17 protein-coding genes are annotated in these 25,951 nt (G+C 49.4%); 16 read left to right on the top strand and 1 reads right to left on the bottom strand.

From position 1 onward, the window contains the following. Window positions 1-32 precede the first annotated feature (32 nt). From L6H70_RS12025 to L6H70_RS11980, 10 genes are all read left to right on the top strand, one after another. On the top strand, window positions 33-767 hold the full coding sequence (locus L6H70_RS12025; protein ID WP_236333329.1) for an alpha/beta hydrolase: 735 nt from the start codon (window positions 33-35) through the stop codon (window positions 765-767). A gap of 109 nt (window positions 768-876) precedes the next feature. Beyond that, window positions 877-1,521 (top strand): response regulator transcription factor, encoded by a 645-nt coding sequence (locus tag L6H70_RS12020; protein ID WP_236333327.1) that lies wholly within the window; start codon window positions 877-879, stop codon window positions 1,519-1,521. A gap of 21 nt (window positions 1,522-1,542) precedes the next feature. Continuing rightward, window positions 1,543-2,688: a sensor histidine kinase gene (locus L6H70_RS12015; protein WP_236333324.1), complete on the top strand. Its 1,146-nt coding sequence runs from the start codon at window positions 1,543-1,545 to the stop codon at window positions 2,686-2,688. Between the two features lie 108 nt (window positions 2,689-2,796). Then, the gene (locus L6H70_RS12010; RefSeq protein ID WP_236333322.1) at window positions 2,797-3,735 is read left to right on the top strand and encodes an ABC transporter ATP-binding protein; all 939 of its coding nucleotides are present in this window, start codon (window positions 2,797-2,799) and stop codon (window positions 3,733-3,735) included. Window positions 3,736-3,765: 30 nt separating this feature from the next. After that, window positions 3,766-4,887, top strand: coding sequence for an ABC transporter permease (locus L6H70_RS12005; protein ID WP_236333320.1), 1,122 nt, complete (start codon window positions 3,766-3,768; stop codon window positions 4,885-4,887). Further along, a complete protein-coding gene (locus tag L6H70_RS12000; RefSeq protein ID WP_236333318.1) occupies window positions 4,887-6,038 on the top strand; it encodes an ABC transporter permease in 1,152 nt (383 codons plus the stop codon). Before L6H70_RS12005 ends, L6H70_RS12000 begins: the two co-directional genes overlap by 1 nt. Window positions 6,039-6,635: 597 nt before the next feature. Further along, the gene (locus tag L6H70_RS11995; protein ID WP_236333316.1) at window positions 6,636-7,835 is read left to right on the top strand and encodes a saccharopine dehydrogenase family protein; all 1,200 of its coding nucleotides are present in this window, start codon (window positions 6,636-6,638) and stop codon (window positions 7,833-7,835) included. 20 nt (window positions 7,836-7,855) lie between these two features. Next, on the top strand, window positions 7,856-8,992 hold the full coding sequence (nspC, locus tag L6H70_RS11990) for a carboxynorspermidine decarboxylase (RefSeq protein ID WP_423802823.1): 1,137 nt from the start codon (window positions 7,856-7,858) through the stop codon (window positions 8,990-8,992). Window positions 8,993-9,259: 267 nt separating this feature from the next. Next, the gene (locus tag L6H70_RS11985) at window positions 9,260-10,246 is read left to right on the top strand and encodes a phosphotransferase enzyme family protein (RefSeq protein WP_236333314.1); all 987 of its coding nucleotides are present in this window, start codon (window positions 9,260-9,262) and stop codon (window positions 10,244-10,246) included. A 214-nt stretch (window positions 10,247-10,460) separates the two neighbouring features. Further along, window positions 10,461-11,930, top strand: coding sequence for a sensor histidine kinase (locus tag L6H70_RS11980; protein ID WP_236333312.1), 1,470 nt, complete (start codon window positions 10,461-10,463; stop codon window positions 11,928-11,930). Here the strand turns inward: L6H70_RS11980 and L6H70_RS11975 are convergent. Continuing rightward, on the bottom strand, window positions 11,917-12,504 hold the full coding sequence (locus L6H70_RS11975; RefSeq protein WP_236333310.1) for a response regulator transcription factor: 588 nt from the start codon (window positions 12,502-12,504) through the stop codon (window positions 11,917-11,919). The two genes, L6H70_RS11980 and L6H70_RS11975, sit on opposite strands and share 14 nt — an antisense overlap. A 209-nt stretch (window positions 12,505-12,713) precedes the next feature. Between L6H70_RS11975 and L6H70_RS11970 the strand changes: the two genes are divergently transcribed. The 6 genes from L6H70_RS11970 (at window position 12,714) to L6H70_RS11945 (ending at window position 25,712) form a co-directional block, all read left to right on the top strand. Further along, window positions 12,714-14,066: a cytochrome P450 gene (locus L6H70_RS11970; protein WP_236333308.1), complete on the top strand. Its 1,353-nt coding sequence runs from the start codon at window positions 12,714-12,716 to the stop codon at window positions 14,064-14,066. A gap of 281 nt (window positions 14,067-14,347) precedes the next feature. Then, entirely contained in the window at window positions 14,348-15,724 is a 1,377-nt protein-coding gene (locus L6H70_RS11965; RefSeq protein ID WP_236333306.1) for a copper amine oxidase N-terminal domain-containing protein, read from the top strand. Between the two features lie 30 nt (window positions 15,725-15,754). Next, complete coding sequence (locus L6H70_RS11960) at window positions 15,755-23,674, top strand: S-layer homology domain-containing protein (RefSeq protein WP_236333303.1); 7,920 nt, start codon at window positions 15,755-15,757, stop codon at window positions 23,672-23,674. Between the two features lie 197 nt (window positions 23,675-23,871). Continuing rightward, window positions 23,872-24,495: a deoxynucleoside kinase gene (locus L6H70_RS11955; RefSeq protein WP_236333301.1), complete on the top strand. Its 624-nt coding sequence runs from the start codon at window positions 23,872-23,874 to the stop codon at window positions 24,493-24,495. Further along, window positions 24,492-25,145: a deoxynucleoside kinase gene (locus tag L6H70_RS11950; RefSeq protein ID WP_236333299.1), complete on the top strand. Its 654-nt coding sequence runs from the start codon at window positions 24,492-24,494 to the stop codon at window positions 25,143-25,145. The genes L6H70_RS11955 and L6H70_RS11950 overlap by 4 nt, the downstream gene beginning before the upstream one ends. A gap of 183 nt (window positions 25,146-25,328) precedes the next feature. Continuing rightward, window positions 25,329-25,712 (top strand): hypothetical protein, encoded by a 384-nt coding sequence (locus tag L6H70_RS11945; RefSeq protein ID WP_236333297.1) that lies wholly within the window; start codon window positions 25,329-25,331, stop codon window positions 25,710-25,712. Window positions 25,713-25,951: the final 239 nt, after the last annotated feature.

The raw sequence follows: 25,951 nt of genomic DNA, 5'->3' as shown, positions 1-25,951 counted from the left end.
ATGACCGGTGGAGGCGGAGGGGAGAGAGATAAATGGAAGGAACCTATAGACGCAAAGAATTTAACGGACGAAGACTGGGAATCTATACGCCTATGTCTTACGGTCAAATCGGCAGGCGGTACCCGGTAGTCTATCTTCAGGATGATGGAGAAATGCTGGAGGATAACTTCAATTACTTGGAGCATTTAATCATTGCCAAGGAGCTTCCGGAGCTGATCTTAGTCGGCATCAGTCCGCATGACAGGAACCATGATTATACGCCTTGGTCTTCCCCGGCGCTGATGACCGGCTGGCGGGACTTTGGAGGCGGCGGCGGAGAATATCTCAGTGAGCTGGTCCACAGCATCAAGCCCTGCATCGACAGCGGCTACCTTACGCTGCCGGGCCCTGAGCACACAGGCATTTGCGGCAGCTCTTTCGGCGGGATGATCTCCCTATACGCCTCATATCTCTATCCCGATATTTTCGGGAGAATCGGTCTGATCTCTGCTTCCTTCTGGTATCCGGGCCTTGTAGAATACATGCGGCAGCAGGCCGCGGACCGGCCGGACCAGCGGATCTATATGTATGTGGGAGAGCTGGAGGGTCTGTATAAGACGAATATCCAAAGGCAAATGGTCCCGTTAACCCGGCAGGCGCATACCATCCTTCAGGATCAGGGTTTTGATGAACGGCTGTTAAGGTTTGAGACGAGTCCGGAGGGGACCCATGACAGGGCATTCTTCAGCCGGCAGTTTCCGGCAGCGCTGAAATGGATGTTCGGGTGAATCCGGCGGCCATAATAAAAAACTTTGCAGAAACGGCAGCAATGCCGTTTTTTCTGTGTCTGCCTATGAGTATAATGAAGCTGAAGCTGGATTAAAGGGGCGTGCCGATTTGAAAATCAGAGTACTCGTGGCAGATGATAATTCGTTTATACGTGAAGGAATGCGAATCATTTTACATTCATTTGAGGATTTTGAAGTGGTGGCTACCGCGGATGACGGGCTTGAAGCGGTTGATTATTGCTTAACGCATGAGGTTGATGTAGCCTTGCTGGATGTCCGCATGCCGAAAATGAACGGGGTTGAAGCGACAAGGCGGCTTGTGGAGGAAACGAAGACAAGGCCGCTGATTCTGACCACCTTTGATGATGATGAATACATATTGGATGCGATCCGTTACGGTGCTGGTGGCTACCTGCTGAAGAACAATGATCCGGAGCGTATCCGCGATGCAATCAAAAGTGTCCATAGCGGCCATTACGTGCTTCAGGATGTTGCGCTGGATAAGCTGAAATCGACGATGGACGGGGCATCGGCAGTTCCGGCCTCCAGTCCGATTGACCGCTCACCATTCACGGAGCGCGAGCTCGAAGTAATGGCACTTGTCGCCAAAGGGTATTCCAATAAGGAGATTTCCGGGGAATTATTCATTTCCGAGGGTACAACGGCCAATTATATCACCTCGATCTTAAGCAAAACCGCACTTGAGCACCGGACCCAGATCGCAATCTACTATTTAACGGGCAAAGTCCGCTAAGGGAAGGATGAACTGCCCGACATGGAACGCTGGATGATTGGCTCCAAAATAATTCTGCTGCTGTACATCATTGCCCTGGCCTATTTCAGTCCGGCCGAGCCGGCCCGTGTACTGGTATTGCTGATTCTGATATATGTGGCCTTAAATCTGATTCTATATATCGTTAATAAGCGCCGGATCAAGCAGGGCTTACTGGTGATTGTGGTGGTGTATGCAGCGGTTTGTGCCGTGTATGCCCATCCGGAATTTGCGCTGCTGCTCCCGATTGGCATCTATGAATGGGCTTCCTTTTATCGTCAGAAACGGGCAGCCCTGCTGCTGGCTCTGCTGCCGCTGGCCTTCATGCAGCTGCACCCCCTGCTGGTCCAGTATGCCTTTGTGACAGTGTTCATCTTCTTCAATTATTCGATGATCAGCATGGGAATCAGCAGAATTATCATTCAGGAGGAACGGATGGAGCAGCTGCGGGCGGATGCGCAAAGGCTGGCGAAGCAGCTGGACGAGAACCAGGATTACCTGCGCACCTCAGAATACATGGCGCAGCTAACGGAGCGCAACCGGCTGTCGCAGGAGATTCATGATGGAATTGGACATGCAATGACCGGGGCGCTGATTCAGATGGAGGCAGCGAAGCGGCTGCTTCCTCCCGGTGCTGAGCAGGCCGGAGCGCTGCTGCAGAATGCGATCGGCATTTCCAAAGAAGGCATCGAGCAGATCCGGCTGACGCTCAAGAATACGAAGCCGCTGATTGAACAGCTCGGTTACAGCCGGTTGAAGGCAATGGTAGAATCCTTTTCTGCCAAGTCCGGCATTCGGACCAGTGTAGTGCACGAAGGGAATATGGAGATTATCTCACCGCTACACTGGAAGATTATCCATGACAATGTAACCGAGTCCTTGACCAATGCCGCTAAATATGCGGAGGCCACAGCGATTCACGTGGAGGTCAGAGTGCTGAACAGGTTCATCAAAGCTGTAGTGGCTGATGATGGACAAGGAAGCCGTAAAGTGGTAAAAGGGCTCGGTCTGCTGGGGATGGAGGAGCGCACCGCTGCGGTGAACGGAACGGTAACTGCCGACGGATCAGCGGGTTTCACGGTAACAACACTGATTCCTTATGCGGGAAGTGAGGAATCTCATCCTTCTCAACAGTCAGCCCATGAGTAAAATATGAGATTCTATGCCCCCAAAGGGTGAACTTATGCACTGGCATGGGTTCATCCTTTTTTCATACAATTGATTTATCAAAGCTAGATGAAAGCGAGTGAACGGAAAATGAACGTACTAGAGATAACGGGACTCAGCAAAAAATTCGGGGATTTCACAGCTGTGGATAAGATATCGCTCTCGATCCGGGAAGGTGAGATTTTCGGGTTCCTCGGAGCAAATGGGGCGGGCAAAAGCACAACCATTAACATGGTCTCTTCGCTGCTGCGGCCTACCAGTGGTGAGATCCGCATTCTGGAGCGGGATATTGCCAAGGAACGGCGGTTCGCCAAGCTTAATCTGGGTATCGTACCTCAGGAGCTGGCTATATACGAGGATATGACTGCGTATGAGAATGTAAGTTTTTTTGCCGGATTGTACGGACTGCGCGGTTCCCTGCTTAAAGACCGGACCCTTGAGGCGCTGGAGTTTGTCGGATTAAGCGACAAGCAGAAAAGCTATCCGAAAAACTTCTCGGGCGGCATGAAACGGCGGCTGAATATTGCCTGTGCCATTGCTCATAAGCCGAAGCTGATCATTATGGATGAGCCAACGGTAGGAATCGACCCGCAGTCCCGCAATTATATTCTGGCTTCCGTCCGCAAGCTTAACGAGTCAGGCTGTACCATAATTTATACGAGTCATTATATGGAAGAAGTCGAGGAGATCTGCTCTCGGGTGGCCATTGTTGACCATGGCAAAATCATCGCTGAAGGAACTAAGGAACAGTTGAAGGCATCGATTACCGATGTGAAGGAAGTCCGCATTGAACTGAAATCCGGCGGCGGGGAAACGGATGGTCATCTAAAGGCAATTCCAGGGGTAAGGGCAGTAGTGCAGGAGGAGAATATGCTGCGCATTCAGAGTGATGTTGCTGTAGATAACCTGAATCTTATCCTGAAGCAGTTGCTCTCGCTGGGGCTAGAAATCCGCGCTGTCGAGGAACTGGAGCCCACCCTGGAAACCGTATTCCTGACCCTTACCGGCCGTAAATTACGGGATCAATAAGATCTGTGAGAAAAGAAAGGAGGCCGAAATGTGAATATCCTATCTATAGCTTTAAAAGAGATCAAGCATGATTTCCGGGACAGACGCTCACTCATGTTCATTCTCGTCTTTCCAATCGTTCTGATGCTCATATTGGGTTTAACCCTAAGTAATGCATTTAGCAGCGATACAAGTATTGAAGGAATTACAGTGCTCGTCAAGGATTCCAGCGAAGGGATGTTGGCACAGGCCTTTCAGGAGTTTGAAAAAGGCGTGGAACAGTCCGGCATCCGTTTCGAAAATATAACATCCACCCAAAACGGGCCGGATGAAGTGCAGCAGAACCGCTATACCGCCTACGTGGAGGTTACCAATCAAGGCCTTAAGCTCTACGGGAATGATCATTCTGCCGTGGAGAGCAATATTGTGCAGGGTATGCTGAGCGGATTTACAGATAAGTATAATGCGGCCAGTACAGTCTTAGGGACAGACGCGGATCAGGTGGGTCTGATCTTCTCAGGCAGCACCGGTACGGATTACATCAAAGAAACTTCAGTTATCGCGGACCGGAGGCCAGGCTCTACAGACTATTACGCACTGGCAATGACTGTAATGCTCGGTATGTGGGGCGCGATGGCCGCAGGGAGACTGATCCGCAGTGAGATTGTGCAGGGGACGGATACCCGGCTGGTGGCTTCTCCGGCAAGGAAAAGTGAGATTTTTGCCGGTAAGGTGCTTGGCAGCATTGTGATTAATATGCTCTGTATTCTAATCCTGGTCCTCTTCAGCAAGCTTGTATTTAAAGCATACTGGGGCGAATATCCGGTAATGGTGGGGGGCGTGCTGCTTTCAGAGGTGATAATGGCAGTCAGCTTCGGTCTCGCGGTCAGCTACCTGCTCCAAGGGGCTGCATCGCGCAGCGTTCTGCTGATCTTTGTGCAGCTGGCCTCCTTTTTCGGTGGCGCTTATTTTCCTGTAACGGATTCCGGCGGAGGGGCGATGGACCTGGCTGTGAAGCTGTCCCCGATCCGCTGGGCCAATCATGCGCTGACAGAGCTGATCTATAGCGGAAGCACCTCGGCGGCCTGGCAGGCAATGGGGCTGAATCTGGTGCTGGGTGCAGTGCTGCTGATAACAGCGGCAGTTATGATGAGCAGAAGGGAGGGAATATAATGTGGAAGGATTTATGGTTTTTGGTTATTGCACAGCTGAGGACCACATTGCGTAAACGATCTGCTTTACTTCTGTATTTTGGTCTTCCTGTTGCCGGGATCCTATTTTCCACGCTGCTCTACAGCTCCACAGGAACAGCCCCGCTACGTGTCGGTATAGTTAATTTAGACGGGAAACAGACCATTGCTTCTGGAACAGTAGAGTTCATAAAAGGGCTGGATCATTTGACGCTTGTGGAGGTTACGGAGAGTGAGCTGCGGGAGCAGCTGGCTGCCAGTGAGCTGGACAGCGGGATTGTATTGGAAACCGGATTTTCACAGAGCGTGCAGGCAGGCAAGCCCGGTCATATCGTCATCCAGTCCGTAAAAGGGATGCAGGTGACTGCCTATATCAAGTCCATGCTGAAAGGTTACATTGACAATGTGGCGGCTATAGGTACCATCAGTGCGGGGGATAGCGTCAAGTTTAACAAGCTGTACAACGGCTACAAGGGCGCAGAGTTCAAGCTTACATGGCAATCGGTTCAAGATAAAGGCAATACTAAAAATATGTCCTATCAGTCCATCGGCTTTCTCATTATGTTCATGATGACTTCAGCGATCAACCTTTCAGAGCTGATTCTCAAAAACCGGGAGAACCGCACTTATTTCCGGGTGTTATCCTCACCTGTAAGCGCCAGAACCTATGTACTGTCCAATATTATAGTGAATTTGTGCATTATGCTGGCGCAAATCGTAGTGACACTGTTCTGCATGCGGGTTGTTTTCGGCCTTGACCCGGGTATCCCGATCGCTGAAATGTTAGGCTTGATGGTTTTATTCGCTTTGGTTTCGGTCAGCCTTTCGCTTACAGTGGTTTCCTTTTCCAAAAACACTGCTTCCGCAGGAGCGCTGCAGAATCTGATCGTAACTCCGACCTGCCTGCTGTCCGGCTGCTTTTTCCCCATCGGCATCATGCCTGAACCGATCCGCCGGATCGCCGATTTCCTGCCGCAGAGCTGGGTGCTCCAGTCGATCACCAAGCTGCAGTCTGGAGATAGTCTGACCAGCATCGGCTTCAATCTGGCCGTCCTGCTGGCCTTCGCGGCTGTATTTTTCCTGATTGCCAGCTACATGTTCGGACGGAACAATGATACACGTAATTTTGTATAGAATGAATAGGGAACAGAAGCTTAAGGTGCCGGATGATCAGCCGCCTTAAGCTCTTTTCTTTCTTTTATAGTGTGCATTATTGAGGTATTGGATTCCGGCTGCTACACATACTACAACTAATTGTATCCGCAGCGGCGGCCCCTTAAGCAGTTAGCCGGCAGGCGAAAACGGGTAAGAATACATAGTGCGCCAATTTTCCGGAGGTGAGCCTGTTCATTGATTTCAAATAATACGTATGAAGAAAGGCGCTGCTGTGATACAATAGTCTAGTTGTCCTTCTTATGGGAATTTACGTTTCAAGTAGCCGGTCTATTTGGTAATGTTTCTTCGGGAAAGACAAGAAAAACGCAGCAATACAGTGTATTTACATGCGTTCAAGAGTATTAACAGGAAAAACCGAAGATTTTACAGACTAAGTATCAATTTTTGTCGCTTTTTATTGATTTATTGTTGTGCTTTATGTATAATCAGCCTTGTTGATTTTTCATAGGATGTAGCCTGCCCAAGCTTGATGAAACGAAACGACTGACAACGAAACGAATCCAGAGCAGCAAGGCTAATAACTAATAACTTAAGAAATTTAGGGGGTTATTAATTGTGGGAAAAGCGTTAATTATTGGCGCTGGCGGTGTAGCAAGCGTTGTTGTTCATAAATGCTGCCAGAACCCGGATGTATTCGAAGAAATCTGTATTGCCAGCCGTACGGTCGCGAAATGCGATGCTCTTAAGGAGAAACTGGATGGCGGCCAGACGAAGATTTCTACGGCTCAGCTTGATGCGGACAACACGGAAGAGGTTATTGAACTAATCAAGAGCTTCCAGCCGGATGTCGTGATTAATGTGGCTCTCCCATACCAGGATCTGACGATCATGGATGCTTGCCTGGCTACCGGAGTGCATTATGTAGATACAGCTAACTACGAACCGCAGGATACCGCGAAATTTGAGTATTCCTGGCAGTGGGCGTACAAGGAAAGATTCGAGAAGGCCGGAATTACGGCGCTGCTCGGCAGCGGCTTTGACCCGGGCGTAACCGGTGTGTTCACCGCTTATGCGCAAAAACATTACTTTGATGAAATTCACACGATTGATATCGTTGATGCGAACGCCGGCGACCACGGTTACCCGTTTGCTACCAACTTCAATCCGGAAATCAATATCCGCGAAATTACCGCGAACGGACGCTACTTTGAGAACGGCGAGTGGATTGAAACGGCTCCGCTGTCCGAGAAGAAAGTCTATGATCTCCCGGAGATCGGCCCTAAGGATATTTACCTGCTGTATCATGAAGAGCTGGAGTCCCTGGCCAAGAATATTAAAGGCATAAAGAAAATCCGCTTCTGGATGACCTTCTCGCAGAACTACCTGACTCACCTGAAGGTGCTGGAGAATGTCGGCATGACTTCAATCGAGCCGATTATGTATGAAGGCAAAGAGATTATTCCTTTGCAGTTCCTGAAGGCAATTCTGCCTGACCCTGCTTCCCTCGGACCAAGAACCAAGGGTAAAACGAACATTGGCTGTATCATTCAAGGTACTAAAGACGGCCAGCCGAAAACCTATTATGTATACAATGTCTGCGATCACGAAGAATGCTACAGAGAAGTGGGCTCCCAGGCCATTTCCTACACAACCGGCGTTCCTGCCATGATCGGGGCTATGATGATTATCAAGGGTATCTGGAACAAACCGGGCGTACACAACATCGAAGAGTTCGATCCGGATCCGTTCATGGATGCACTTAACAAACACGGGCTGCCTTGGCAAGAAGACTTCTCGCCAACGCTGCTGGACTAGGGCGTAAGGCAATGAAAGAAATCGATATCGACATCAGCTCGCTGCCGTCACCTGCCTATCTTGTCGATGAGCGGCTGCTTAAGAAGAACCTGGAGACCCTGAATTACGTGCAGGAGCGCACCGGTGCCAAGATTCTTCTGGCCCAAAAAGGATTCTCTATGCACGCTCTGTATCCGCTTGTCGGCAAGTACCTGCATGGCGTCACCTCCAGCTCCCTGTTCGAAGCCCGTCTGGGCTTCGAGGAGATGGGCAAGGAAGTGCATGTCTATGCGCCGGCCTACATGGAACGTGAATTCGATGAGCTGCTTGGCTATACCGACCACATTGTGTTCAACTCGTTTGACCAGTGGAACCGGTTCAAGGACCGCGTGCAGAATGCCGGCAAGCCAATCAGCTGCGGAATCCGTGTAAATCCGGAATATTCCGAGATTGAAGTGCCGCTGTATGATCCTTGCTACAACTACTCCCGTATGGGCGTAACCCTGCCGAACTTCCGTCCGGAAGAGCTTGACGGCATTGAAGGGCTGCACTTCCATACGATGTGTGAGCAGAACTCCGATACATTGGAGCGTACGCTTAAGGTTGTGGAAGAGAAGTTCGGGCAGTATCTGCACGGGATGAAATGGCTCAACTTCGGCGGCGGCCATCATATTACCCGTGACGATTATGACCTGGAGACACTGATCAAGTGCATTCTCCATATGAAAGAAACCTATAATGTCCAGATCTACCTGGAACCGGGTGAAGCCGTTGCGCTAAATACCGGATACCTTGTAGCAACTGTGCTTGATACGATGCACAACGGCATGGATATTGCCATTCTCGACACTTCGGCTGAATGCCATATGCCGGACGTGCTCGCAATGCCTTACCGGCCGAACATCATCGGCTCGGGCCAGCCTGGAGAATATCCGTACACGTACAGACTTGGCGGCATGACCTGCCTGGCAGGTGATATTATCGGGGATTATTCCTTCCCGGAACCGCTCAAATACGGCGACAAGCTGGTGTTCCTCGACATGGCGATTTATTCCATGGTCAAGAACCATATGTTTAACGGCGTGAACCTGCCGGCCATTGCTTCCTATAACGATGAAGAAGGCCTGAAGATTATCCGCGAGTTTGAATACAGCGACTTCAGCGGCCGTTTGTCTTAATCCATTTTATAACCAGGTGTTCTGTAAGCCATTGTGATGGCTTACAGAACACCTTTTTTGCTTTTTCCTATTTCCATTATTCAGAAGTACCGGCATGGAGAAAATGGTTTTAACGATTCTGTACATGGCCCTGCAGGATTCAGGGTGATAACCTGAAAACAGTGTATAACCGGAAGGGAGTGATCGGCATGAAACGCCGGGCTAATCAAACAACTGCTGCAGTGAAGGTGAAAGAAATTTGAAGATCAAAAGGAGCTGCTTCAGAGCGTGCTGAAATTGAAATATTTGTTCAATAATGAAGAGTTGGCGGAAATGGTGCTGCGGAATTGGGCGTATGACCGGGAATCGCTGCATTTGTTTCAGTATTACCGGATTTCCTCCAATGCGATATATCCGTTCGAGAACGGCGGGAACAATCTGCTGCTCCGGTTCGCACCGCAGACAGAAAAGCTTAGAAGTAATCTGCTGGCGGAGCTGGAGTTTATCTCGTACCTGCGTGAGCGTGGATATGGGGTGCTTGAGACCGTGCCTTCCCGGGAAGGTTCGGAGCTTGTAGAGGCCCAGACGCCTTGGGGGTCTTATTATGCCTCGGTCTTTAAACGTGTCGCCGGGGTGAGCATGGACACAACCTCTCTGGATGACCAGACGGTATTCCGCTACGGTCAGGCCTTAGGAGAGCTTCACCGGCTATCCAGTGAGTACAGCCCTGTGCAGGGCAAAAGATGGACACACAATGAAGTACTAGAGTGGATTCGCCGGGTTCTGGAGCCATTCCCGGAACAAACGGCGGCAAGGGCTGAGACAGAGCTGCTTGCAGACTATTTCGGTACAATTCCGGTGACACTGGCTAATTACGGACTGATTCATTATGATTTTGAGCTGGACAATGTCTTCTATGATCAGACCCAGGATACGATTAACGTCATTGATTTCGACGATTCCATGTATCACTGGTATGCCGTGGACATTGAGCAAGCTCTGGACAGCCTGCTGGAAGCTGTTGCAACAGAGGAGCAGGGTCCTAGAAAGGAGCGCTTTCTGGAGGGTTACACCAGCCGATATGATCTGCCGGAAGAAGGGCCTTCGCAGGAGGCTTGCCGGCGATTTGCGGATTTGTACAGGTATGCCCGGATCCTGAGGTCTACAGCGGAACAATGGGAGCACGAGCCGGAATGGCTGACCGGACTTAGAAGCCGCCTGCAGTTGAAGATGAAGGCAGCAGCTTCCCGGTTCGGTCTGGACATTTCCGTCTGAAACGACAGCTTATAAGCAAAGCCCGTTCTTCTAATGAGAAGGAGAACGGGGTTTTTTGTGCTTATTTCATTGTTATGGAAATCTGTCTGGTAAAAAGTTCCTGCCTCTGGCAAAATAGAAGGGAACATAAAATATACCAATTTTAAGAGATGTGGTAATATGGAGTCACTTTAATGCTAAGGATTATGAAAGCTGATAGGGCGGAGGGTAGGCCTTGAATTTATTTTACATTCTTATGTTTCTGTCGATGTGGACAATGGGTGTGGTGCTACTTGTATTTAATCGGAAAGCCAACCTCTGGATTAGCCTGACGCTGTTGACTGGAGGGATGGCCAGTTTTGCGTTCTCCATTCATCTTACGATCATTCCATTCATTTTACCACGCGGGTGGCTATCGCCTGCATTCAGTTCTTTTCTCTATGAGCTTAGTGTGGCGGCTATGACGGTATACTTCTATCTGTTTCCTTTTACAGCTTGCATGGGGGCGTTATGGCTGGGTGCGGTTCGTTCAATTAAGACAAGGGCGCTGATCTCTATCCTGTTATTCATACCGGCTGTTCTTATATGGGGCCATCATTATCGGAATGAGCCATGGGCCAGCTTCGAAATCAGTCATTTTCGTATGTGGGCAGGGTTATATTTCCTGTTAAGCTTTGTACTCTACGGGATTGCCTTCAAACGGGAGAAAGAATTCTATACGAGGAAGAATAAGAAAAGAGTTGGGGTTATATTTACGCTCGGCACTCTATTTGCGTTCGTAACCGATTTCGTAGGCTTTCGTTCCTTGACCATGAGGGAGTGGAGCTTTGAACTGGAGAGCAACGGGGCGTGGAAATACAATGTTATCGTGGTATTAGGCCTTGTAGCGGTTATTATTTTTTATCTGGTGAAGAACGGCTTCATGGGCATCAAGCTCAGAATTGAACGGGAAAAGATGGATGTATCGATGCGTGCGCTTACGATGGGAGTCTCGATCCTGAATCATTCCATAAAGAACGAAATTCAAAAAATTAATTACTTAACCGAGAAGACCACGGGCTATATTCATTCGGGCCAGTCCGACAAATCCCTTCAGTCCATGGAGCAAATTCATTCAGTTACGGCTCATCTGCTGGATATGGTCGGGAGAATTAAGGACAAAGCCGACGATATTGTACTCAGTGAAACTCAAGTGGGCATCAAAGAGATCATTAGTGCGGTTCTGCAGCCTATGCAGCCGCTTCTGGAGAGCCGTTCAATCCGGGTAGCAGTCACACTGGAAGAAGACGGGGAATTAATCTGTGATACGATGCATCTCAAGGAGACGTTGTCGAACCTGGTTCAGAATGCAGTGGATGCCATGGATACTGAGGGCGGCACGCTTACACTGCGGACAGTGAGAGCCAAGCGGTATTTCATCATAGAAGTGGCGGATACCGGATGCGGCATTCCCAAGGATCAGCTGGCCAAGATCTTTGAACCCTTCTATACCACGAAGAAAAACCCCTATAATCACGGTCTCGGATTATCCTATTGCATGTCGGTCATGAGGAAACATGGAGGGAAGCTTACCATTGCAAGTGCAGAATCGGAGAGAGGAACAACGGTCATGCTGCATTTTCCAATACAGCGTTTTGTTGTACCTTCTGAGTTGAGTATTTACACCCCTTCCACGCCTGTGATCCGATCCATCAATCGCTTTTAAAATAAGTAAGCTTGTTCTTGATACTCTTCAGCTGGGATTTGATCGTGTTTGTTGATTTATGCAGCTTATCGGAGATTTGCTGTTTGCTCAGCCCTTCCTTTCTCAGCTCGAAGACCTCCCGCTCCATAGGCGACAGCTCCATCAGCTGAATTTCACTGCGCATGACGCGGGCGGCGTCTGCATGAATGGTGGACCGGTCATCATACGCTTCCCGAATTGCACGGACAATGTCTTTATAACTAAGCTTAGTAATGTAATTAAGCGCTCCGAACTGAAAGGATTTCATGATGATCTCTTTTTCGGTCAGTGAGGTCAGCATGATGACTTTGATGCCTTGCTCATGCAGATTTGACAGGATCTCCTTCATCGCCTCCAGGCCATCCAGATTGTTGCCCGTTAGGTTAATGTCCATCAAAATGATATCCAGCGGATGCCGAAACGCCGCCTGAACTGCTTCCTCTTTGGTGCTGGCGACAGCCACAACCTCTATATCCGGCTCCTCTGCCAAATCCGTGCTGATGTTCTGCTTCCAGAACGGATCATCCTCTACTAACATGACGCGTATACGCTCCATTGAATTCCCTCCATCACTCTGCCTACAGGTTAGCAATAGTATACAAAACAATCACCCTGGCTGATAGGGTGATTTTTTTTCACCCTTGGACATAAGCAGGGGGGTGAAAAAAGTTCATCCTCCTCAATCCTCAGGCAACGCTATAAGCTATGGATTGTAAACGGCGTCCTTTACGCCGGAATAGAGAGATGAAACGGAGAGATCACAACATGAAAGCTGCGGCAGAAAAAATGTATGCGCCACAGGGACCCAAGGGCTCCTGGCTGAGCGGGAATTTGATGGAATACCGGCAGGATCCTACGGGATTTCTAACGGAGCTGCAAAAGGACTACGGTGGTGTGGCACAAATACGGTTTGGTCCCCAGAAAATGTATGTTATCTATGATCCGAGCCTTCTTAAGGAGGTTCTGCTGACGAAGCATGAGTATTTTATTAAACTTAAAGCGTTTAAAGAAGCACGGCTATTTGTCGGGGACGGTGTTGCTACCAGTACAGGAGCCAAGCACAAACGGGTCCGAAAGCTGATTCAGCCACATTTTACGAGAGGCCATATTCAGACCTATGCAGAGCAAATGGTGCAGACGGTCCGAAAAGAGCTGGATAGCTGGATGCCGGGAGAACGGCGGATTCTGACAGAGGATGTCTCGAACATTACATTTGCGGTTATTGCCCAAACATTGTTCAGCCTCGAAGGGGGCGGATATACGGATTCCATCCGGGTGCCGTATGAGCTGATTAACCGGATGTGTTCGGAACGTATGCGTTCCTTATTTCCGGTACCCCTATTCATCTCAACGGCCAATAACCGGGCTTACAAAAAAGCACTGCATGAATTGGACCAGGCCGTGTTCACCATTCTTCAGCAGCGAAGGGAAAATCCAGAGCAAGGCGCAGGAGATCTGCTCTCCGTATTAATGTCTGCGAAGGATGAAAACGGAGCCGGCATGACGGACCAGGAGCTGCGCGACGAGCTGATGATCATGTTCATTGCAGGCCATGAGACTTCGGCTAATGTACTGTCCTGGACATTCTCCTATATCCTGCAGCACAAGGAAGTAGAAGACAAGTTGTACGAGGAGTGGGACCGGGTGCTAGGCGGAAATGATCCTACAGACGCTACTTATATGCAGCTGACGTATACCCAGAATGTGCTTAGAGAGGCCATGCGGCTGCGTTCACCATCCTTTTTTACCGGACGTTCGGCCACAGCGGATGTGGAGATTGGCCACATTACGGTGAAGAAAGGACAATCCATCCTGTTCAGCCCCTATGCCATGCACCAGAATCCCGAGTATTTTCCAGACCCGTTATCCTTTATTCCAGAACGGTTCGAGAATGATTTCCTGAAAAAGATTCCGCAGTTTGCCTATATTCCATTCGGGGGAGGGCCGCGCGGATGTATCGGAAATCATTTTGCGATGATGGAAATGGTGATTGCCCTATGTATGATCGGCCAGCGTTACCGGCTGAGGCTGGCTCCTGCGCATCCTCCGATTGAAATGGAGGCCCTGATGACACTGCGTCCCAAGCATGGCATTCAGGTCATTGTTAACAACCGGTAAGCAGAACTAATAAGGGGAAGGAAAGGGGGGGCCTGGCCCAATGAGACCAAGGTGGTTCAAAAAGAGAGCCGAAGGATTCCGGTTAACACTTAACATCCGGAAATTAAAATGGCGGTCACAGCATTGCGACAACGGCAGTAAAGAACAACTATCCCGGGGGTTCACACAGGCAGACGCGCTGGAGGCCTTTGGTGCTTCTCGCCTGCAATCCGAAAATTGGTGGTAGCCATATCGTGCCATTAAGAAGCTAATTAAAAATTTGATATTAAGGAGCAACTATTATGTTACGTAAGAAAATCTTATCCATTTGTTTATGTTCTGCAATGATGATGTCGTTTGCCGCCGGAGGGGGTGCATTTGCGGCAGAAACAGCCGCTTCAGCGGACGCCCTGGTGAAGAAATTTGAATTTCTTGACAAAGAATTTGACCGGATTTCACTGGATTCGGCAGGAACGCCGGACGGTATCCGTGACGGTCACCTGAGCCTGCTGATTGATGCCGGTGCTGGAACAGAAATCAAATCGATTACGATGAAAGGCGCGGACGCGCAAGGGAATGAGGTCAACCGAGGCATCTGGAAGACATGGAAGGATTCAGCCGCGGATACAAGTTATTTGCTTGTAGTGGTCCAGGATGGGAAGACGGTTAATTCCACGTTCGCTGCCACACTGGGCACCTTCAAAGGTGTGGCCCAGCTGGAACTCTATGCTTCAGATAACAACGGCATGAAGGCGGGAGAATATTACTATCTGGAAATCGTTACGGACAAAGGCACAGTGAAATCCGCCATCACTCCGTATGCAGAGAATAAAACCTCCTATGCGCCTGTGGCTATCCGGGAATTCAGCTGGAAGGACCTGACTTCGGATCAGACGGGTATCGCTGAGTTTGGTCCTGACGGCAATCCCGACGCTCATTTTAAGTTGAAGCTTAATTTCGCGCAGAAAACCGATGTGCTGTCAGTCATCCTCCGCGGTTCGGACAAAGACGGTAATCCTACAGCAGGGATTTGGCGGACCAACAGAGCCGGAACGGGCTGGCTGCTCGGAATCGCCCAAGGGAAAAAAGTAGTGACTCCAGGCTTCAAGGACGATGTCAAAGCACCGGTAGGAGCCTTTAGAGGGAGCGTGGATTTCGACCTGTATGCCGGTAATAACGGTTCTATCAAAAACGGCGAGTACTATGTGGTAGAAGTAGAGACCAGCTTCGGTACCGTGATGACTAAACCGGTGAAGTTCGGTGATCCGTCCTCCAATTATGTGAACAATGCTCCGCTCGGCTTCAAAACGATTGGACTCAAATTGGATTCGGTGAAAGCCAGCGTGGACGAAAAGGATTACATCCTGGAAGTCGCTCCGTTCAAACAGGAAGGACGTACAATGGTTCCTATCCGCTTCATTGCAGAAGCACTAGGAGCAAAGGTGGACTGGAATCCTAAGGAAAGACGGGTCACACTGACGAAGGAATCGACCAAGATTGAGCTGATTATTGATCAGAAAGAAGCATATGTAAACGGAGTTGCTACTCAGCTGGATTCTCCGGCTATCATCCGGAAGAATGTTACACTGCTTCCTGTTCGCTTTGTCAGTGAGAATATGAAAATGAAAGTGTTCTTTGATGAAGGGGAAATCGTCATTACTGACGCCATTCAACAATAAGAGAAGTATGAGATTGGAGGGTAGAGTGCAATGCAAATCAGATTTACCAGAGCTATAAAGGAGAAGCTCGCTGCTCTGTTGGCATTCAGTATGCTGATCACAGCAGCAATGCCTGGCGCAGCGGCTGCATCTAGTACGGCTGACAGCCTGGCGGCTTCACCACCTTCTGTTACTGAAACCGTATATGATGCTGACGGGATCAAGGAATTGCTGCCATCGGTTAGGGCGGGTACTCCTGCGTCATGGAATCTGCTCAGCAGACTGAACCGCGGGTTTATGTCCTTCATGTATCCTACATTTGATATGCCGCTCACCAAGCTGAGCTCGGATGAGAGGTATATGGCTTTTACAACGTACGCACTGGATGATGACAAAGGTTCTGGACGAAAGGTCGTTTATATCCAGGACCGGAGTACGGCTGAATTCCAGCTTGTCCCGACACCGGACAGCACGGGAAGCGTGATTTATTTCGATATGACGCCTGATGCCCGGTATATCGTGTACAGCTATGGTGAAGACGTGGTCAGCGGAATCACCAAGGTGTATCTGTATGACAGACAGACGGGTCAGCTGGAGACCGTGAACGAGGTTAGCGGTCCCAACGATATCAGATACGACGACGGGGAATATGTCTCCATCAGTTCGGATGGACGGTACGTGGCTTTTGATTCCGATGCCAAGCTGATCCCTCAGGATACGGATGAGGAGAGGGACGTGTACCTCTTTGACCGGATGGGAAACGACGGGAACAAGCTGAAGCGGGTGAGTATACCGCTGGAGGAAGGCCTGAACACTGACAGCTGGGCCCCATCTATAAGCGGAGATGGAAATGCTATTGCATTTGTCTCCAAGGCTAAATTAACCTCCCAGGAGGATTATGTCGGTACAGAATGTATCTATCTGTACAGCCTGGCAGATGGAACGGTCGAGCGGGTGACTCAGGGAAGATCGCCGTCCCTCAGCGGTGACGGCCGTTATGTGGCGTTCACAACATACCGGTCGGATCTTGCACCCGGTGATGAGAACGGTAAAGACGATATCTATGTCTTTGACCATACTGATGACAGCTTCCGGAGAGTCTCCTATCAGGAAGACGGGAGCGAGCATACCGGAAACAGCAGGTATCCTTCCATCAGCCGGGATGGTGCTTATGTGGCCTATGAAGTGAATCAGGGTAATGCTTCGGGTTCTGCAGAGGGCTATGTAGCGGGTATCCAGGATCTAAGCTCGGCGAAGATTGCCTTTCCGGCATCCGCTATAAAGCTTGGCACGTCATTGCTGCGCCCAACGGTTGGAGATGGCGGATCAACGGTTACCTTCTTATCCTCTTACATGGAGCATGTAGGGGATGTGGAGTTTGAATCCTTTGATTATTTTGTGGCTACCAACGGTACGGCACCACTATGGCCGGAAGGAAGCAGTCTTGAGGCAACAGATATCGGGAAGGATCATATTACCGTTAGCTGGCCTGAGGCTTCTGATCCTGAAGGTGTTACAGGTTATGCCCTATATGTAAACGGAGCGCGCACTGCTTATATACCGGCTGCCGACGAGACAACATATACGCTGACCGATGTACCCCAAGGGACAAATGACGAAGATCTGATCCAGGTGGAAGCCATTAACACCCGATACCATATGAGTATGGGAGGCCCCTCCTATACATGGATTAGGGAAGGTGGAGAAAATCCTCCCGAGGAGTCTCTATACTTCGACTGGGTAGGCGACCGCGGCAGCGATTGGGGTCCGCTGGAGCAGGGAAGCACGATTCAGCTGTATGCCCAGGGGGCAGCGGGCCGTGAAGCGAAAGTGGAATGGACTTACAAGGAATGGAAGGGAGATGATCAAGTCGAGAAATCGGCATCTCTTCTATTGACTGAAGTACCGGGGGGACCGGGATTATACACCGGATCTTTTCAATTGTCGCCGCAAGTGACAGAGCTTACCGGTATGAAGCTGATTCTGACCGGCGAAGGACAGGTAGAGGAGATGGAAGCGGAAGACCTGCCTCTGGCTGTTGGAGGAAGTCTGGATGTAGCGTTTACCGGTGTTCCGCCGGAGGAACTGCAGGGCTCTATTCTTACGATCCTGCAATCAGATACCGAAGTAAGAGCCTTCACACTGAGCGGGGATAAGCCGGAGCTGATTGAGGGTCTGCGGCCTGATGAGGAAACGAAGATCATCCTCTATACTCCGGATTACCAGTATGAAATGGCCCAGCTGGAAGGGATAATCATTGAACCCGGAAGAACTTCCTCCCTCCAGGTACCGGTTACGCTGCCTGCACAGCTTCGTGTAAAGGTGCTTGATTCCTACGGTAAGCCTGTTCCTGATATCCCGGTTAGCCTGTGGGATTCTGAGCATCAGCTGGTAGACACTCTTGCAACCGGAGTTGATGGGGCAACCGGGTGGCACGGGGGGCTTTTACAGAATCAGATGGTGACTGCTGAGCTGGATCTGAGTGATTTTGAATATGAGCTTGCACCGGGTACACCCTTAAGTATCACGCTGGATAAAGGGGATAATGAATTACTGGTGAATCTCATATCCCCTGACCGCGGGAAGCTGGAGGTGACGGTAAGGGATCCGGAGAACAAGCCGGTATATGATTCTATCGTTATTGCCACCCAGAATTACAAAGGTAAGCCGATTGTCACCAGCGGGCGTACCAGTTTTGACGGCAAAGTGAGGCTGGATTTGTATGCAGGTGAAGCGACTCTGGAAGCTATTCAGTCTCAATACCAGCTCAGCTCCGGGCTGCTGAAGGCCAATGTGAAGGCTGAGGCTACGACTACTATGGAGATTCCTATGAAACAGCCAGAGAAGTATGTGGTCAACCTAAATATTTATAAAAAAGCACTGGATACAGAATGGATCGGGCCGCTCAATATGAATGATGAATTCTTCCTGTCTACGGTATCCGTTAAGCCGAGTGGCGCATGGATTAAAACCTACTTTTCGAATTCTGTTACACTTGGCGGGCAGCCGGGCAACACAGTAGAGGCTTGCGTGGAAGGAAGCATTTATGCGTACGTGAGTGCTTGCGGCACTGCGGTTATGGATGAGAATTCGAATGCCAATGTAGAGGTTCGCCTGGAGGAAAAAGGAGCCCGGATCCAAGGTGAGGTAGAGACGGGGCGTAATATCATGTACAGCGCTTCTATTTATGAAATCACCCCTAATGGAGGCAAGCGATGGGCTGCTTCCGCCGGGGATGCCAATTTCCAAAGTCATCCTTTCAACGTGAATGTCCCCAAAGGCGGAACCTTCCGGATGGATATTCTCAAAATCATCCGTGACGTAAACTACAAGAATAAATACGAATATGCAACCGTCGAGTTTACCGTCGAGGAGAATCAGATCAAGAAGCTGGGCACGATTACCTTTAGCCCGTCCAGTTATTTTATGAATCAATCCGGAAATTACTTGACTGCACAGCCTGCCCGGGCAATCCCCGGCAGTACAATTGTGATGAAGGCGTCATACCGGAACGATGCGGCAACGACTGCAGAGGAGGCTTATCTCCTGCTTGGGATTCCGGATGGCATGGCACTTGTTACCGATTCCCTCGGGAACATGGCTGTAACAGGCGGGGCAGGAGCAGCCACTCTAGAAGAAGGTGAATTACGTGTACCGCTTGGTAATCTCCCCAAAGGAAGCAGTGGTACGGTCACCTATAAGCTGCAGGTCTCCCCGGATTTTCATGCAGCGAGTGTATCTGCGGCTGCAAGAATTAAGGCACGGCTGAATGCAGAGAGCATCGATGAGACGATTGGTACAGTACATCTGGATACGCCAAAAGTTACACTGGATGCACCGTCAAGTGTCTCGGATGCCCGCATGCAGACCGTACTGAGCGGTTATGCGCCGGCAGGAAGCACGGTCCATATCTACGACACCGATGTACGGATTGGCGGTGCGGTTGCTAACGCCTCGGGGATCTGGAAGGTTAACGCAACTCTTGTGGATATGGGTAATCAGAGTATGCACGCCTTGTGGGCTGAAACCGAAATGAATCAAGTGAAATTACAATCGGCAAAAGCCTATACAGAGTATGATGTGAATCTGCCGCAGCTGGTACGAATGGCTTATTCCCAGGCCCCTGCCGGCAGATGGATTTCGGTGGAAGTCGGCAAGAATATTCCGGATCTTCCTTATACCGTCGTCCCCGGGCATCCGTTCCTGTTCGATCTGGAGTTTACACAGCCGGATCAAGTAGAGAATGTAAGAGTGTACATGGAGGGCCAGGATGGAGAGTCCATTCCAGCAGTAAGGGAGGGCAGCTTGTTCCGTGCCACTGTACCGACATCTCAGAATGCTTTGGGTGGTATTTATGTGGATTATGATGTTAAAAATCACCCTCACACCTATGATGGAAGTCTTCCGGACATCGAGCAGATTCGTGCATCAATGCCTCTGAAGATGAGAGACTTTGAAGTGGTATCGATGAAGAAGTTTGCACTTGCGGATGGCAAATATTCCGGAGAAGTGGTTCTGAAGTTTCCGCAGCTGAATGATGCCAGAATGAGCTATACCATTACTGTCGATCCTGACTCCGGATATATCCCAACCACGGAGGAGCAGGAACTGGCCCGCCGCTCAGGTGTCCCTGTCGTACAGAAGACGTATGAGACTTCTGAGACAGAAACGTCCATGAGTCTTAAGCTTGGAGGTTATATTCCTGGAAATCTCTTATCTCAGGCACAAGGAAACCTAAGCGGCAAGAGTAGTCTCCGTGCTCTTCCTAATCTGGAGAACTGGGAGCATACAGCTGAATATTTCATGGAAATTAAGGGAGAGGTTGACGAGGTAAAGGGCAATATCGATGAGATTAAGGGACAATACGAGGATTATATGGAGTATGCCGGTAAGATCAACAAGATCATGCATAACGTGGAATCGAGCGGTATGGATTGCCTGGACGAAATGCCGACAACGGCAAAAGAAGCCGGTAAAGCGCTGGCCGCGGTTATTCTCGGCGAAGTGGCCAAAACCGCAATGAGTGCGGGGACTGGTGTGATGGCCTTAACCGGAATCGGCGGATTCGTAGCAGGTCAGGTTACAAGTATTGTAAGTGACAGGATCGACAACTATGTCGACGAACAAATCGATAATGTAGGTTCAGGCTACAACGAGTGTAAAGAGGATCCGGACGATGTCAAAAACAAGAAAAAAGGCAGGAAGGTTGCCAGTCCCAAGTGGATTTACGACCCAAGCGGCTTCGTGTATGAAGCGGTTGAGAGCAATCCGCTTGAAGGAGTAACCGCAACGGTGCTCTACCAGGATACAACTTCCGGAGCGTGGAAAGTCTGGGATGCCGCAGAGTATGAACAGGTAAATCCGCAATTAACGGATGAGGCCGGGAAATATGGCTGGGACGTACCGCCTGGGAAGTGGAAAGTGGTATGGAGCAAAGCAGGCTATGAATCGCTGTCCAGCACAGAATTAGATGTTCCACCGCCGCATACAGAAGTAAACGCGGGGCTGATCTCAAGGGCGGCACCACAAGTTTCTTCCGTACAAGGGGTTACTTATGAGGGTGGAAGCTATGTAGATATTACCTTCACCAAATATCTTAAGGTGACTGAATTACCGAAGGGTGCAGTAATCTTTACTGGGGAGGATCAAAATCAGCTGGAGGGTACTTCTGAGTTTATTCAGCTGGAGAAAAGTGCGGCCGACCCTGGTATATCCTTGTCCCGGACCGTACGCTTCATCCCTAAGACTGACTTGACTGTTGCAGGGAAATACAGCGTCAAGCTTGGAAAGAGCTCTTTCAGCAGTTATGCAAATGCAATGATGCTGGATAAAGATACCGGTCCGCATCCGGTTACGATGAGAGTGCTTGATGTCGAAGGTCCGACAGCAGTAAAAGCAAGTATGGAAAGCGGCGGGCGGATGATCCGGATCACCTATAATGAGCCTATCCAAGCGATCGCGGATGCTGAGAAATTTATGCTGAATGGAACCACCGGCATCATCACTTCGGCGGTTACGGCTACCAAACAAGGCAGTGTAGAATCCCATGAGCTGCTGCTGTCACTCAGCGGTACTGTGATGGAAGCCTCTCAGCTAACATTACTTGCGGGTGCCGTGAAGGATCAGGATGGAAATCCGTCAGGAGAAGGTTCCTTAGCCTTAACCCCAGATGTGAATCCGAATCTGAGTGACTTGGCTGTAGGAAGCGGGACGCTCACTCCGGCGTTCGATCCGGCACAAACCGAGTATAGTTTGACGCTTCCTGCGGGTACCAAGGAACTGGAGATTACAGCAGTAGCTGTATACGAGGCTGCGAAGCTAAAAATAGGTTCGGAACCGGCGATTAGCGGGTTAGCCAAGAAGGTAACAATCCCAGAGGATGGAATCCTTCTAGTCTCTGTTGATCTGGGAAGCGGAACGGCCGTGAAAGCATACCGAATTCAGGTGAATTTGGCCGGTGGAGGCGAACCTACGCCGACGCCGACAGCATCACCAACAGCGACACCTACGCCAACGCCGACAGCATCACCAACAGCGACACCTACGCCGACGCCGACAGCAACGCCAACAGCGACACCTACGCCAACGCCGACAGCGAGTGCGAGCGCATCGCCGACAGCGAGTGCAAGTGCGTCGCCAACAGCGAGTGCCAGTGCATCGCCAACAGCCAGTGCTAGTGCATCACCGACAGCGAGTGCAACTGCAACGCCGACGGCAAATCCAACGGTAAGCCCTACGTCTACTCCAAGCGGGGAGCCGAAAGATCCACTCGATGTAGGTGCAGGTGCAGAAATTTCTAAAAAAACCTCACCTGATGGTAAAACGACTCTATACGTCGATATCCGCACAGAAGCAATAACAGAAGCTTTAAAGGATGGCCAGAAGGCCAAGGAGCTCTATATTGAATTGAAAGAGCAGGCTGATGGGGTTATCCTGCAAGTCCCTGCCCAAGGTATGCTGAAATTGAAAGATGCAAAGGCCACATTGCTGGTAAAAACCGTGCTCATGAATGTGAGAGTCAATGCGGCGGCAGCACTTCAGGGGACATCTTTGGCAGACGGTGCAAAGTACAGGTTAGTTGTTGTAAAAACAGGGGAACCGTCAGCTGCAGCCGAAGCAGCCCGCAAACCGGGAAAAGGAATGAAGATGCTTACTTCCCCGGTGATGGTGCATGCTGAAACGATCAGTAGCGATCTGGCAGCAAATGCTCCACTTGCTCCCGTCAAACAGGCTTTGCAGGGTGAATTCGCAGATCTGACGGAGACAACGGAGCGGGTTGATATCTACCGGTTCGATACGGCAACTGCACGATGGATTTACGTTAAGAGTAAACCGAATGCTAAGAATTCAGGTTTGGTGTTCGATATTAAGACCATAGGGCCTTATGCGGCAATGACGATTCCACATCGCCGGTTTGATGATACGGACGGACACTGGGCAGAGGAGGATATTGATTGGATGGTCCGCCGATTGCTGGTAAACGGTACATCCGAATCAACGTTCAAACCGGGTGATCCGGTAACACGGGCGGAGTTCACAGCTATGCTCGTGAGAGCCTTGAATCTTCCGGAAGATGCAAATAATGCCGGTACTGTATTCGATGATGTGAATCAATCTGCCTGGTACAGTGAAGCTGTACAGAGTGCAGTATCCAAAGGTCTCGTTAAGGGATGGGACAATGACCACTTTGGCCCGAACAAGACGATTACCCGTGAAGAAATGGCTGTCATGATTGGCCGGGCATATCCGCTGCTTGGCGCCGGAGATTCATCCGCGGCAGACTTGGGCTTGCTCGGACAATATTCAGACAGCAGCAAGATTTCTAGCTGGGCGAAGAAAGATGTAGCTATGGTTCTGAACGATGAAATTATGAAAGGCATCACAGACAGCGGGTTTGAGCCGGCAGGCATCACCACCCGCGCCCAGGCTGCAGTAGTACTCAAGCGTTTACTCAGTAAATTCGAAGAGTAGGCTGCTGTAAGAATCAATAGACCGTATCTGCTTATTCTTAAGCGGGTACGGTTTTTTATATCACCAGCACAAAATTCTCAAATTCAACCGTTCACGCAAAGGCCTCCTGTGATACAATGATTGAGTCTGTTTTTTGAGGATACACATTTCGCAGCTTCACCCGGCATGGTCCGTATTTGAGGAGGAAATCAGCGTTAATGAAACATGCACCCTTTATAGCAGTTGAAGGCCCGATCGGGGCCGGCAAAACAACCCTCGCCACGATGCTGGCTGAAGAATTCCAGCTACCGGTGATTAAAGAAATTGTGGAGGAGAATCCGTATCTGGACAAGTTCTATCAGAATATGGACGACTGGAGCTTCCAGCTGGAAATGTTCTTTCTCTGCAACCGGTACAAGCAGCTTGAAGATACCGTGAACGAGTACATAAATAAGGATAAACCGGTTATTTCCGATTATCATATTTATAAGAATCTGATTTTTGGCGAGCGTACTCTGAAAGGAACGAAGCGGGACAAATACCGCGAGATTTACCATGTATTGACCGATGATCTGCCAAAGCCTGATATTATTCTTTATATCCGTGCGGATCTGGATACCCTTATGGCGAGAATCGCCAAGCGCGGCCGCCCGTTCGAAGAGGAAATTTCACCTGCATACATGCAGCAATTAATAGAAGATTATGATGACGCTATGGCCTCACTCGCTGTCCGCGAGCCGTCGACAGTCATTGTGACCATTGATGGGAACCAGATTGATTTTGTGGAGAATAAAGAAGACTTCGCCGCAATCTCAGCACAACTAAAGGAGCTTATGAAATGAACACATACAATATCCCGGACAATGCCATTATTACTGTAGCCGGAACAGTGGGAGTCGGCAAATCGACGCTGACTGCAGCCCTCGCGAAGCGTCTGAATTTCCAGACATCACTGGAGCAGGTTGACCACAATCCATACCTGGAGAAGTTCTACCATGATTTTGAGAGATGGAGCTTCCATCTGCAGATTTATTTCCTTGCGGAACGCTTCAAGGAGCAGAAGAAGATGTTCGAGCTGGGCGGCGGCTTCGTGCAGGACCGTTCGATCTATGAGGACACCGGGATTTTTGCCAAAATGCATGCTGATCAAGGCACCATGTCGAAGACCGACTATGAAACCTACACCAGTCTGTACGAGGCAATGGTCATGACGCCGTATTTCCCGCATCCTGACGTGCTGATCTATATCGAAGGCAGCCTGCCGTCGATCCTTACCCGAATCAATGAACGCGGACGCGAAATGGAAATCCAGACCGATGTCTCCTACTGGGAGCATATGCACGGCCGTTATTCCCAGTGGATAGGCGAATTCAGCGCCTGCCCGGTGCTGCGGCTGAATATTGATGACTACGATGTGAATGATGAGGATTCAATGTCGGCGATTTTGGGACAGGTAGGCAAGGCGATTAACCGGAGCGCGGTGACGAAGTAAAGAGTTTCTATATGACTACTCGCTTCGATTATTCATGATATTATTGCGGATTATCCTGGTTCCACCAATGAACATTCCTGGGATGGAAGTAAAGCGAAGTATTTTACTTGAGCTCCAGTTGAGGTTGTGGTGTTTGCAGAGCGGGAAGTCTTACAGTTTCTGCTGGAGGAGTGTATTATTTAGATGGGTTTTTATACTAATACTCCGTGGGCAATTTATGTATCAATAGTAGCAATTATTTTCATAATTTTAATCGTTTTTGTAGTTAGGAATGCATCAACCGAACCGAAAGAGTATATTTTGGGATTAATCTTGCTTTCACTTTCATGTATCGCTGCAGCAGCTTACAAAATGATTGAAGAATTCGGGATTTTAACCGACTTATCCAGAGTAATAGCGGCAATACCCTTTATTGGTATATTTATTGGAATACCGCTCTTTCTAATAGGTGGTTATAAAAAATCAGGTCGTAATAAAGCAGTATTATACAAACTTCTTATTGCATTTTTCTTTATTTTTTTGTATGGAGCAATAATAATTTATGCATATATAAGTGAGCAAAATTAAAAATAACACATATTGATTCAACTATTCTTAGGATATGTTAATTAATGTGTTCAGTCTGAAACTATAATGTTTTTAATCGCGGCGCCAAAAGGCGCTGCTTTTTTTATTTCCGGAACAAAATGTTTGGGGCGTATCTAGCCAAAAAGACTAAGCTCACAAAGTTTCGAGAAAGCTTATATTGAATTTATGGATATTTTACCCTGTATATAATGTTATTTTCACATAAAAGTATTAATGGT

Origin of the sequence: Paenibacillus auburnensis (assembly GCF_927798115.1) — a bacterium.
Taxonomy (GTDB): domain Bacteria; phylum Bacillota; class Bacilli; order Paenibacillales; family Paenibacillaceae; genus Paenibacillus_AQ; species Paenibacillus_AQ auburnensis.
Note: the sequence above shows the minus strand (reverse complement) of the source record. Positions and strands in the feature narration are given on the sequence as shown.

Bases quoted from the DNA above. Each gene is read 5' to 3' on its own strand.
- L6H70_RS11950 (WP_236333299.1), top strand. From the start codon at position 24,492: ATGAACACATACAATATCCCGGACAATGCCATTATTACTGTAGCCGGA.
- L6H70_RS12000 (WP_236333318.1), top strand. From the start codon at position 4,887: ATGTGGAAGGATTTATGGTTTTTGGTTATTGCACAGCTGAGGACCACA.
- L6H70_RS11960 (WP_236333303.1), top strand. From the start codon at position 15,755: ATGCAAATCAGATTTACCAGAGCTATAAAGGAGAAGCTCGCTGCTCTG.
- L6H70_RS11970 (WP_236333308.1), top strand. From the start codon at position 12,714: ATGAAAGCTGCGGCAGAAAAAATGTATGCGCCACAGGGACCCAAGGGC.
- L6H70_RS12015 (WP_236333324.1), top strand. From the start codon at position 1,543: ATGGAACGCTGGATGATTGGCTCCAAAATAATTCTGCTGCTGTACATC.
- L6H70_RS11975 (WP_236333310.1), bottom strand. From the start codon at position 12,504: ATGGAGCGTATACGCGTCATGTTAGTAGAGGATGATCCGTTCTGGAAG.
- L6H70_RS12010 (WP_236333322.1), top strand. From the start codon at position 2,797: ATGAACGTACTAGAGATAACGGGACTCAGCAAAAAATTCGGGGATTTC.
- L6H70_RS12025 (WP_236333329.1), top strand. From the start codon at position 33: ATGGAAGGAACCTATAGACGCAAAGAATTTAACGGACGAAGACTGGGA.
- L6H70_RS11965 (WP_236333306.1), top strand. From the start codon at position 14,348: ATGTTACGTAAGAAAATCTTATCCATTTGTTTATGTTCTGCAATGATG.
- L6H70_RS11955 (WP_236333301.1), top strand. From the start codon at position 23,872: ATGAAACATGCACCCTTTATAGCAGTTGAAGGCCCGATCGGGGCCGGC.
- L6H70_RS11945 (WP_236333297.1), top strand. From the start codon at position 25,329: ATGGGTTTTTATACTAATACTCCGTGGGCAATTTATGTATCAATAGTA.